14 protein-coding genes and 1 tRNA gene are annotated in these 11,109 nt (G+C 40.3%); 14 read left to right on the forward strand and 1 reads right to left on the reverse strand.

All coding sequences use genetic code 11. The features are described from left to right. From sdhB to GPA07_RS07105, 11 genes are all read left to right on the forward strand, one after another. Positions 1-765 carry a succinate dehydrogenase iron-sulfur subunit gene (gene sdhB, locus GPA07_RS07055; RefSeq protein WP_157292258.1) on the forward strand — a complete coding sequence of 255 codons (765 nt, stop codon included), beginning with the start codon at positions 1-3 and terminating at the stop codon, positions 763-765. A gap of 123 nt (positions 766-888) precedes the next feature. Continuing rightward, positions 889-1,347, forward strand: coding sequence for an acyl-CoA thioesterase (locus GPA07_RS07060; protein ID WP_157292259.1), 459 nt, complete (start codon positions 889-891; stop codon positions 1,345-1,347). A gap of 71 nt (positions 1,348-1,418) precedes the next feature. Beyond that, positions 1,419-2,132: a biotin--[acetyl-CoA-carboxylase] ligase gene (locus GPA07_RS07065; RefSeq protein WP_034738344.1), complete on the forward strand. Its 714-nt coding sequence runs from the start codon at positions 1,419-1,421 to the stop codon at positions 2,130-2,132. 369 nt (positions 2,133-2,501) lie between these two features. Next, a complete protein-coding gene (gene gerE / locus GPA07_RS07070) occupies positions 2,502-2,726 on the forward strand; it encodes a spore germination transcription factor GerE (protein ID WP_003184172.1) in 225 nt (74 codons plus the stop codon). Positions 2,727-2,876: 150 nt separating this feature from the next. Then, complete coding sequence (locus GPA07_RS07075; protein ID WP_007501606.1) at positions 2,877-3,317, forward strand: MarR family winged helix-turn-helix transcriptional regulator; 441 nt, start codon at positions 2,877-2,879, stop codon at positions 3,315-3,317. Between the two features lie 7 nt (positions 3,318-3,324). After that, a complete protein-coding gene (racE, locus tag GPA07_RS07080) occupies positions 3,325-4,143 on the forward strand; it encodes a glutamate racemase (protein WP_145939414.1) in 819 nt (272 codons plus the stop codon). A 101-nt stretch (positions 4,144-4,244) separates the two neighbouring features. Continuing rightward, entirely contained in the window at positions 4,245-5,306 is a 1,062-nt protein-coding gene (locus tag GPA07_RS07085) for a GerMN domain-containing protein (protein WP_157292260.1), read from the forward strand. A 151-nt stretch (positions 5,307-5,457) separates the two neighbouring features. Beyond that, positions 5,458-6,186, forward strand: a complete 729-nt coding sequence (gene rph, locus GPA07_RS07090; RefSeq protein WP_157292261.1) for a ribonuclease PH — start codon at positions 5,458-5,460, stop codon at positions 6,184-6,186. A 10-nt stretch (positions 6,187-6,196) separates the two neighbouring features. After that, the gene (locus tag GPA07_RS07095; RefSeq protein ID WP_174549235.1) at positions 6,197-6,799 is read left to right on the forward strand and encodes an XTP/dITP diphosphatase; all 603 of its coding nucleotides are present in this window, start codon (positions 6,197-6,199) and stop codon (positions 6,797-6,799) included. A 14-nt stretch (positions 6,800-6,813) separates the two neighbouring features. Beyond that, positions 6,814-7,338 (forward strand): YfcE family phosphodiesterase, encoded by a 525-nt coding sequence (locus GPA07_RS07100; RefSeq protein ID WP_008355935.1) that lies wholly within the window; start codon positions 6,814-6,816, stop codon positions 7,336-7,338. Between the two features lie 120 nt (positions 7,339-7,458). Then, positions 7,459-7,532, forward strand: a tRNA-Arg gene (locus GPA07_RS07105). Between the two features lie 369 nt (positions 7,533-7,901). Here the strand turns inward: GPA07_RS07105 and GPA07_RS07110 are convergent. Then, a complete protein-coding gene (locus GPA07_RS07110) occupies positions 7,902-8,954 on the reverse strand; it encodes a DNA cytosine methyltransferase (RefSeq protein ID WP_157292262.1) in 1,053 nt (350 codons plus the stop codon). Between the two features lie 150 nt (positions 8,955-9,104). Here GPA07_RS07110 and GPA07_RS19135 point away from each other — a divergent pair, with 150 nt between their 5' ends. The 3 genes from GPA07_RS19135 to GPA07_RS07125 all read left to right on the forward strand — a co-directional run bounded on the left by GPA07_RS19135 (position 9,105) and on the right by GPA07_RS07125 (position 11,097). Then, entirely contained in the window at positions 9,105-9,365 is a 261-nt protein-coding gene (locus GPA07_RS19135; protein WP_157292263.1) for a helix-turn-helix domain-containing protein, read from the forward strand. After that, positions 9,329-10,366: a hypothetical protein gene (locus tag GPA07_RS07120; RefSeq protein ID WP_157292264.1), complete on the forward strand. Its 1,038-nt coding sequence runs from the start codon at positions 9,329-9,331 to the stop codon at positions 10,364-10,366. The genes GPA07_RS19135 and GPA07_RS07120 overlap by 37 nt, the downstream gene beginning before the upstream one ends. A 581-nt stretch (positions 10,367-10,947) precedes the next feature. Beyond that, positions 10,948-11,097, forward strand: a complete 150-nt coding sequence (locus tag GPA07_RS07125) for a teichoic acid D-Ala incorporation-associated protein DltX (RefSeq protein ID WP_024427820.1) — start codon at positions 10,948-10,950, stop codon at positions 11,095-11,097. Positions 11,098-11,109 lie beyond the last annotated feature (12 nt).

Below are 11,109 nucleotides of genomic sequence, written 5' to 3' on the forward strand. Positions count from 1 at the left end.
ATGAGTGAACAAAACACGATTCAATTTATTATCACACGTCAAGATACAGCAGATGGCAAGCCTTATGATGAGGAATTCGAAATCCCATATCGTCCGAATATGAACGTCATTTCCGCACTCATGGAAATTAGACGGAACCCGGTCAATAAAAAAGGTGAAAAAACAACGGCTATTAACTGGGATATGAACTGTCTTGAAGAGGTATGCGGCGCTTGTTCCATGGTCATTAATGGAAAGCCTCGTCAGTCATGTACAGCACTGATTGACAAGTTAGAGCAGCCGATCCGTCTTCAGCCAATGAAAACTTTCCCGGTTGTCAGAGACTTGCAGGTTGATCGAAGCCGTATGTTCAATTCCTTGAAAAAAGTCAAAGCATGGGTGCCAATCGATGGCACATATGATCTTGGACCTGGACCAAGAATGCCCGAGAAAAAGCGTCAATGGGCGTATGAGCTTTCGAAGTGTATGACATGTGGTGTCTGCCTTGAAGCTTGTCCAAACGTAAATGATAAGTCTTCCTTTATGGGCCCTGCACCGCTTTCGCAAGTTCGTCTATTTAACGCACATCCGACAGGTGCGATGAATAAGTCTGAACGTCTAGAAGAGATTATGGGTGATGGCGGTCTTGCCAACTGCGGGAACTCCCAAAACTGTGTGCAGGCTTGTCCAAAAGGAATCCCGCTCACAACATCAATTGCAGCACTTAACCGAGATACAACATTACAAGCTTTCCGTAACTTCTTCGGAAGCGATCACGCAGAATAACATCACATTCAGTCCTCCTTGCCAATCATGATGAGTGTTTACAAGAGGCTGGATGCAAAAAACATAACAAACGCCTCTTCCAATACGGGAGAGGCGTTTGTTTGCGAATAAGGAGTGGGTCAAATGAGAATGCCGTCATATATTGAAGAACCGTTTGAAGAGTGGAGGGCATCGTTTCGATTTTATGTGGAAACAACCGTCCGTTTTTCAGAAACGGATATGTTTGGTCACATGAACAATGTCACCCCTTTCGTGTATTTCGAAGAGGCACGGATTGCCTTTTTTCAAAAAACGGGAATTGTGGACAAACGAATGAAGCGGGTCAAAGAGACCATCACAGTCGTGGCAAACCTGCAATGTGATTACATCAAGCAGGTGGAGATCGGCGAGAGGCTGCGTGTGTATGTAAAGCCTGAAAAGGTTGGATCTAGCTCACTCATCCTGCATTACTTAGGAGAAAATGAACAGCAGGAACCGTGCTTTACGGGCTCTGTGACAATGGTGCAAATTAGCAAAGACACAGGTGCATCTGTTCCATTTACGGAAGAAGAAAAAGAGACATTTCAGGCTCAACGAAATTAAAGAATCATGGGCGTATGCATCGTTTTGTTATAATAAAAGGATCATATCAAGAAGAAACAAAAGGAGAGCACATGAAGATTTTTCAATATGACACCATTGATAGTACAAATAATGAAGCGAAAAGGCTCATACAGCAAGGAGAAACGCCTTTATTTGCTGTTTATGCCCGTCAGCAGACAGCAGGAAGAGGCAGGCTGGGCAGACCGTGGGAAACACCTACAGGGAATGTGGCTGTTACCATGACGGTAAAGCCGCCAAAAGATCTCTCTACCCAATCAACGATTGCCCCAATGACGGCACTAGCGATTTATGATGTACTCAAACCACTCATGAGAGCAGAGGACCGGCTGGCAATCAAATGGCCAAATGATATTCTGATTAATGAAGCAAAAGTATCTGGCACATTAATTGAAGCAGACCGCAGCGCCATCTATATCGGTGTTGGCATCAATGTAGAAACAAAGCCGGAGCATGTCCCGTACAAAACCATTTGCTTATCAGAGCTTGCAGAGGTGAAAGCCGAAAAGCTTGTGACAGAACTGACAGCGGCTTTTGAAAAATACTATACACGCTGGCAGCATGAAGGATTTGGAACCCTCACTTCCCTCTACAACAAACGGTTATTCCGTTTGAATCAACCGCTTCGTATCTCATTAGATCGTGAAAAACAAACATGGCAAGAAGGCATTTGCTGCGGGGTCAACCAAGACGGTCATTTGCAGCTAAAAGATGATCAAGGGCATATGAAAGCCCATTCTGCTGGAGATATTGACGCACCACGCTAAAATGGACAAAAGCAGACGAAACATAGTCTGCTTCTTGCTTCATACAAGGCTGAACCATCTAGTCTTATATCGTCAAGACTATGAAGAAACCCAATTGAATGTGGATCAACTTCTTTCTGACGATTGCTGTCATGGTCACACTTGTGCTACATATCGTACTTAATGACCCGTTTGAAAAAGGACGATGTCTTCACATAAGACTCGTTCTTTTTTGTACTGCTTGAAGCGTAAGAAATTGGACGCTGATCTGCGGGAATTCTCGATTTTAACGTCACCTACCTTAAGCACCCGGCATATGATATCTCGACTATACAGAATCCCATTCTATAGAGACTAGAGCTCTCACCTTAGCAAGGAGGGTTACAATACTTGAAGGAGAAAGAGTTTCAATCCAAGCCGCTATTAACCAAAAGAGAAAGAGAAGTATTCGAATTGCTCGTCCAAGATAAAACAACAAAAGAAATTGCAAGCGAGCTTTTTATTAGTGAAAAGACTGTTCGAAATCATATTTCGAATGCCATGCAAAAGCTAGGAGTCAAAGGTCGTTCACAGGCCGTAGTCGAGCTTCTGCGTATGGGTGAGCTAGAGCTCTAACGTCAGCCGGTTTTCCTTCCGCACCAGGGAGGAGCCGGTTATTTCTATATGGTTTCCATGAGTCTCTTCTTGCATTTTCTTTGAAAAACGAGGAAAATAGGAATGTACGTTTTAAACAAAGTGAGATGCTATAGTGAGGTATCAATGAAAATGGAAACGAATGAGTCAGGCCATGTTGCAGAAATTGAAAAATCATTGCGCCATATTGCTGCAATTATTAAGCAAAAAGGTAGAGAAATTCTAAATCAATATACGATTACACCTCCTCAATTTGTAGGGCTCCAGTGGCTTTATGAATTCGGAGATATGACAATAGGTGAGCTATCACAAAAGATGTATTTGGCTTGCAGCACGACAACCGATTTAATTGATCGAATGGAAAAAAGTGAACTTGTCGAACGGGTCAAAGATCCGTCTGACCGTCGTGTGGTTCGCATTCATTTATTGCCTGAAGGCGAGCGGATCATTCAAGAAGTGATTGTCAAACGCCAAGAATACGTCAGTGAACTTCTAGGGGCTTTCTCAGAAGAAGAAGCCATCGTTTTCAATCAATCTTTAACGAAACTACAGCAGCAAATGAAAAGAAAATGAGGCGATTTTGTTGGATCAACCAATCGGCGTTATTGATTCCGGCGTAGGCGGTTTAACCGTTGCGAAGGAAATCATGAGACAACTGCCAAAAGAAAAAATCATCTATGTAGGCGATACAAAACGGTGTCCATACGGCCCGCGGGAAGAAGAAGAGGTTCTTCAATATACATGGGAAATGGCGCACTACCTATTAAGACATCACCATATTAAAATGCTTGTTATTGCATGCAATACAGCGACGGCGATTGCGCTTGATGAAATTAAAGCAACGCTTGATATCCCGGTCATTGGCGTGATCCAGCCTGGAGCCCGCACTGCGATCAAGGTGACAAACAACCAGCATATTGGCGTCATCGGCACAGCCAATACGATCAAAAGCGAGGCCTATAAAGAAGCGCTGTTATCTCTAAAAGCAGGACTAACCGTTCAAAGTCTGGCGTGTCCGATGCTTGTTCCATTTGTGGAGAGCGGTACGTTTTTAGATCATACAGCAGATGAAGTGGTGAAAGCTTCTCTTGAACCGATGAAAGAAACAGGAATTGATACGCTCATTCTTGGCTGTACGCACTACCCGATTTTAAAAGAGCCGATTCAGCGCTTTATGGGCAGTGGTGTGAACATCATTTCATCAGGGGATGAGACAGCTAGAGAAGCGAGTACAATTCTTTCATATAAAGGGCTTTTAAATGCTTCTCAGGAAGCGCCTGTTCATACATTTTACACAACCGGGCAGCAGCAAAATTTTCAAAATATCGCGCGCGACTGGTTTGGCTACCTGCCAGGGAAGGTCGAAACCGTGTCGCTCGAAAAAGTATATCAGCAATAACCCGCTTCTCATTGGAGTGGGTTATTTTTTTATGAAAAGGGTCTAATCCTCTAGAGGAGCTCGTATACATAGTAGTACAAACTACTAGAGGAGGGTGAAGTATGCTGAAAAAGGGATCTACAGCAGCTGTTACGTGTATTGCGTCAGCCATGCTTTTGTCAGGATGCGGATTGTTTCAAACAGACCAAGCGAAAACAGAGATTGATCCACCACAAAACGTCACTTTTGTGAAAGAGAATAAAGAAGAGAAACAAACAGCCAAAGAAGGAAAAGAAGAGAAGCAAGCAGATACAGTCATGAGAGAATTATATTTAATTGATAAAAACGGTTATGTCGTCTCTCAATCCATTCCGCTGCCGAAAAACGAAGGAAGTGCCAAACAAACACTTGAATATCTCGTAGACGGTGGGCCGATCTCCAACCTGATGCCAAATGGATTTAGAGCCGTGCTGCCGGCGGACACGAGCGTATCTGTCGATATTAAAGATGGCACAGCGGTGGTTGATTTTTCAAATGAATTCAAAAACTATAAAAAAGAAGACGAACAGCGCATTTTGCAATCTGTCACTTGGACGTTAACACAGTTTGATTCAGTAGCCAAAGTCAAATTGAAGATGAATGGACATGAATTAAAAGAAATGCCTGTAAATGGGACACCGATCTCAGATGATTTAAGCAGGGAGGACGGTATTAATATTCAGCACGAAGCAGCCGCTGATATGACGGCGACAAAGCCAGTCACCGTCTACTATTTAGCTGAATCTGATGAACAGACGTACTACGTTCCTGTCACAACAAGAGCCCCAAAAGATGAAGATGATCCAATTACAGCAGCCATTGACGAGCTCGTCTCTGGGCCAAGCAAAACAAGTCATTTGCTCACAGACTTTGATCGAGATGTGAAGCTGAATGACGTACCAAAAGTAAAAGACGGCCATGTGACCCTTGATTTCAATGAATCTATTTTTGGCAGCGCAGATGAAAAGAAAAAGGTCATTTCACAAAAAGTTCTTGATAGCATTGTGCTAACATTAACAGAGCTACCGGATGTGAAAAGCGTATCTGTGAAGGTAAACGGAAAGGCAGAGCTTGTGAACGAAAAAGGGGCAGAGCTCACAAAGCCGGTTTCAAGACCAGAACAAGTGAATACAGGTAGTTTTTAACGTCACACATTGATATAATGGAGAAAAAGAGGCATGCACATTCGCTGCCTCTTTTTTATTCCAAGCGGTTAGAACAAGCCGAGGTTGTCAAAGTTAGTAGGAGAACCCCGCTGACACCCGCGCGGAATGTATATTGTAACGGAGGTAAAACATGAGATTAGATGAAAGACAATACGACGAATTAAGAAAAATTGAAATAGAGGCAGGCTACATTACGCATCCAGAAGGCTCTGTCTTAATCTCAGCGGGAAATACGAAGGTGATTTGTAACGCATCCATCGAAGACCGCGTACCTCCTTTTTTAAGAGGAGAAGGAAAAGGCTGGATTACAGCAGAATATAGCATGCTTCCTAGAGCAACCGCACAAAGAACAATGAGAGAATCTTCTAAAGGCAAAGTCACAGGACGGACAATGGAAATTCAGCGCTTAATTGGACGAGCACTCCGCGCAGTCGTTGACTTAGAAAAGCTTGGTGAACGCACCATTTGGATTGATTGTGATGTCATTCAAGCAGACGGCGGTACACGCACGGCGTCTATCACAGGTGCATTTGTCGCCATGACACTAGCGATTCAAAAGCTTCAATCAGAAGGAGCTTTGAAACAAAATCCAATCACTGATTATTTAGCCGCGATATCCGTCGGAATTGATTCTAAACAGGGGCTTCTGTTAGATTTAAACTATGAAGAAGATTCTTCAGCTGAAGTAGATATGAATGTCATCATGACAGGCGCTGGACGCTTTGTTGAGCTTCAAGGCACAGGCGAAGAAGCGACATTTTCAAGAGAACAGCTAAACGGACTGCTTGACTTAGCGGAAAAAGGCATCAAAGAACTAATCGAAAAGCAAAAAGCAGTGACAGGAAACGTCCTCGAATAAAGAGAAGGGTTTGATCAAGATGAAAACAGCCATCATCGCAACGCACAATCAGGGCAAAGCGAAAGAATTCAAAGCCATTCTTGAGCCAAAGGGGTTCACGGTCAAAACACTAGCAGACATTGGCTTTACAGAAGAGATTGAAGAAACAGGACATACCTTTGAAGAAAATGCGGTCATCAAAGCCGAGGCGATTCAGGCCAAAGCAGGTGAAATGGTGATTGCAGACGATTCCGGTCTATCAATTGATTATCTTGGCGGGAAACCGGGCGTCTATTCAGCGAGATATGCGGGCGAGCATAAAAACGATGCTGAGAATGTCAAAAAAGTACTGAGCGAGCTTACAGGCATTGACAAAGAAGACCGCACAGCCAGATTCAGATGTGCTCTGGCTGTCAGCATACCGGGCAAAGAAACAAAGACGGTAGAAGGATCAGTAGAAGGCTTCATCGCAGAAGAACCAAGTGGAGACAACGGCTTCGGATACGACCCAATTTTCATCGTCAAAGACAAAGACCAGACGATGGCCGAGCTATCACCAGAGGAGAAAAACAAGATCAGCCATCGAGCGGTCGCGCTTCAAAAGCTTTCATCACTGCTAGACGCAAATGAATAAGGGGGAATGAAGCCATGAAGATACTCATCATTAGTGACAGTCATGGACTCACAGACGAGCTTCAAACCATTGCCAAACGGCATAAAGCTGAAGTAGACATGATGATTCACTGCGGAGACTCAGAACTCGAAACGAACCATCCAGCACTCGAAGGATACAAAGTCGTCAAAGGAAATTGTGACTTTATGGGCGATTTTGAAGAAGAACTCCTGCTCCCACTGGATGGAGGCGGAAAACTATTTCTCACTCACGGACATCTGCATGGCATCAAACAATCCTTGCTTCAAGTCTACTACCGTGCAGAAGAGCTAGGCGCAGACATTATCTGCTTTGGCCATTCGCACATCCCAGGCAGTGAACTGCTAAGAGGAAAGCTGCTCATTAACCCTGGCAGCGTGCACCTACCAAGAGTGCGCAAAGAGCGCAGCTATGCTATACTGACACTAGATGGAAGCGAAGCAAACGTGCAATTTTACACGGACGAAGGTCACGTCATACCAGACCTCGAAAACACTGTCACATTGGAAGGTATTTCATAAGGGTGCAGCATTTGCCCCTTATGAAAAAACTTTCGAAAAACCGTTGACTTTAAAGAACAATAGTAATATAATAAATCTTGTCGTTGAGGTAATACAGCTCAGCACGCTACATATCAACATGTCCCAGTAGCTCAGCAGGATAGAGCAACGGCCTTCTAAGCCGTCGGTCGGGAGTTCGAATCTCTCCTGGGACGTATAATAAATCGGGTGCTAAAGCCCGTCAAATCAACCTTCTATATCGTATAGTGAAATGGTCAGTATAACGGTGACGTAAGAAATTACACCTGTTATTGGCTTATATCACTTTTGATATAGGAGGTTTTTTGTTGTGAGCAAAAAAAGATGATTTAGACAGCTTAACTGGAAGTAACTACACAATTCCTAAAGCTAAAATAAATTAGCTTGTTGGTAACAAATAACTTAATGTTGATTTCTGATGCTCTCGAAACCATGGCTAAGCAAATAAAGATGAGCGGCAATAGACGTACAATAAACAATTACATCCGGATTGACTGTCAAATGGACAGTCTTTTTTAAAACAAATAACCGCCAAAATACGGCGGTTAAAGATTCATTGCTATTTGTGTTTTATTATCATCAAATTTTAACTTTTCTGCATTCAACAGTACTTGTTGTACGGATTGAGCTATATGCCAACCAAGAACCGGTGGAACAGCGTTACCAACTTGCTTGTAAGTCATAGTAGCTGAACCTTGAAATACAAAGTTATCAGGGAAAGACTGAATTCTAGCACATTCTCTAACTGTTAATCGTCTCCAAAACAACATGTTTTCTGGGTCTTCTGGATTAGTTGAACGATAATGACCTTCAATATTACCGTGGTGTTCTGCTCGAATTGTAACTGAAGGTTGGTCTTCTTTTATTTGAGAATTACCTTGCAAACGTCTTCCGGGATAAAACTTTGCTTTAGATATTTGAGTGTGGTTTGGAACATTAGAGTTTACTTCCATATCCCATAAATCATCGATTGCTTGTCTAGAAGTTACTGGATTATCCGATGTAGTTGGAATTGGTGGAATATGTTCAACATCTATATCTGATCTAACACCCACAATAAAAACTCTTTTTCTAATTTGAGGTACACCATAGTCAGCAGCGTGATATAAATGATGAGTAACATTATAATTAACAATTTCACCATTGTGATCAACTGAACTCAAATCATTTTTAATTGTTTCAAGTATTAAACCATTTTCCATATTAACTAAGCCTTCAACGTTTTCTGCAACAAATATTTTGGGAGCAATTCGCTCAATAACTCTTTTCATTTGGAGATACAATCTACCTCGGTTTACTGTTATTCCTTGACGTTTTCCAGCGATACTAAAATCTTGGCAAGGAAAACCTCCAATAACTACGTCAGCCTCAGTAGGAACCATCTCAGGGTTATTGTTGAGAAGATCTTGAATGTCACCTTCAATTATATGATCTCCTATGTTAAGTCGATAACTTTCAACAGCTTGCTTGAAAATATCATTAGCCCAAATTATTTTAAATAAGTTTCTGTCATAGTTTCTTCCTAAGAATTCGAAGTCTCCACGAAATCCTAAATCAAGACCACCACAACCACTAAATAGTGAAACGACATTATACATATTTTCACCCTTATATTCTTTGATTATTTTAGTAATTCAGATATAATAGAATTAAATTAACATACTTATACAATTCTTTAGATAGAAAAACTACCTCAATTTTATTATATAACTCCTGGAGTTATAAATCAATAGGGAATGAGAATGTTTATGATTTATTTTAAATTAGACGAGCTATTAAAACAACATAAATACTCACGAACACAATTTGCACATTTAGCAGGTGTTAGGCCAAATACTATAAACGATATGTGTAATGGAAATACAAAAAGGTTAGAACTTGAAACTCTAAACCATATAATTCAAGCATTAAATAAAATATGTGAGGAACCTATTAAATTAACTGACTTAATGGATTACGGAGAGGGGAACCAATGTCAACGAACCAAAGTACAATTGAAACAATTCTAGAATTAGCAAAGCAAAAGATAGAAAGTGAATTAGACCTTTCAAACATTGATTCCGGTACAAAGTTCGAAAACTATGTAACATTAGTTATTGAAGAAATTTCTAACAACTATGGAATTAGTGTAATACAGACAGGAGTTCAGAGCTTTCCGGATATCGTTATAGGAGAAACTTTTGGTATTGAGGTTAAATACACAAAAAGTGAGAAGTGGGAATCTACGGGTAATAGTATTTTTGAAGGTACTTTGAGGAAAGAAGTAACAGATCAAATATACACGTTCTTTGGTCGTAAGGTTGGGAAAAAAATTGAAGTTATACACAGATATTATGAGGATTGTTTGGCCGATATAAAAGTAACACATTCACCAAGGTTTTTCCTGAATATGGAGGTTGGAAGTGGTGAATCTATTTTACATAAAATAGGTATTACATATGGAGAATTCAAAGCAATGAATTCATTAGAAAAATCCAAAGTGCTAAAAGATTATGTTCGGAGTACACTCGGTGAAGGAGAGTCTTTATGGTGGCTTGACGAAGAAGAAAGTGTAAGTCCAAGAGTTAAGGAATTTAGAAAATTACAGGAGTACAAAAAGCAAAATATTATCGCTGAGGGAATGGCTCTGTTTCCAGAGGTTTTCTCAAATAGCTCAACAAAGTATTTAAACCTGTCTGTTTATCTCTTACAAGAGTATCAAATTGTCAGTTCCTCATTGAGAGATGCTTTTAGTGCAGGTGGTAAAGCGAATATTGAGGTGTGCGGAGAACCACAAATAATTCCTAAAGTATATGGTAAACTATATGTTAATGCCAAAAAAATTGAAAAAATATTAAGCGAAATAGAATTAGATAAACTTCAAGAGTATTGGAAAGGTCAAGGAGCTGATGTTATTGTTAACGAAGAAAATAAAATTAAGGTATGGCAAGAACTAATAGATAATCTAGCGGTTGGTTTACCGGAAGGGTTAAATGCATCTGATATTTTTAAAGCAGGATTAGAAGAATAAAATAGAAAATGAGACCCCTCATAATATTTGGTGAGGGGCCTCAACTATTAACTAAAAGATTATTGAATTCCATTCCTGACTTATCATCAAAAATAAAGAACTTGTCAAGTGAAATTCTATAATCTTAAAAACTTCTGATTTACTTTTTAATGAAGCTGAAAAAAAGATCATTCAAACCATTCAGGGTGAGGGTCAAATGTATTGAAGAATCAGTACATTTAAAAGAAGTTTATAGTCGTTATCTTGTATTTGATAAAGAAACATCTCCAGAAGAAGCCATTGAAAGATATTCCTTAGACAAATAAATTCGCGCAAAATTTCGAAGTAAATGAAATCAAAGCCATCTAGTCAAACTAGGTGGTTTTTGCGTTTGTTCGACAGTTTTCACCAATTTTAAGGCAAATTTAAGCTTCCATTTCATTTCAAATACATTAAATTTTTGTTACAATAATACAGCTTTGCCTAATCACACCTTCATACTTTGGACATCTTTTCTTCGTTATTTCTTAAGATTTTTATGGTTTGATATGAAACCTTTGGATGATCCATGCGTCTTTATAAGTGTCAAAAGAAAAGAGGTTATCAATATGCTATTCAAAAAGCTATCAGAAAATAAGTCTGTAAAATGGATAGGATATACAAGTTTTTACTTACTTATTTTGCTATTATTGTTCTTTATTTACGGATTCCATACAGCGAATACGGGATCATTCATTTACAACGATTTTTAATTGGAGAGTAAA

This window comes from Bacillus sp. ms-22, assembly GCF_009759805.1.
Taxonomy (GTDB): Bacteria; Bacillota; Bacilli; order Bacillales; family Bacillaceae; genus Bacillus; species Bacillus xiamenensis.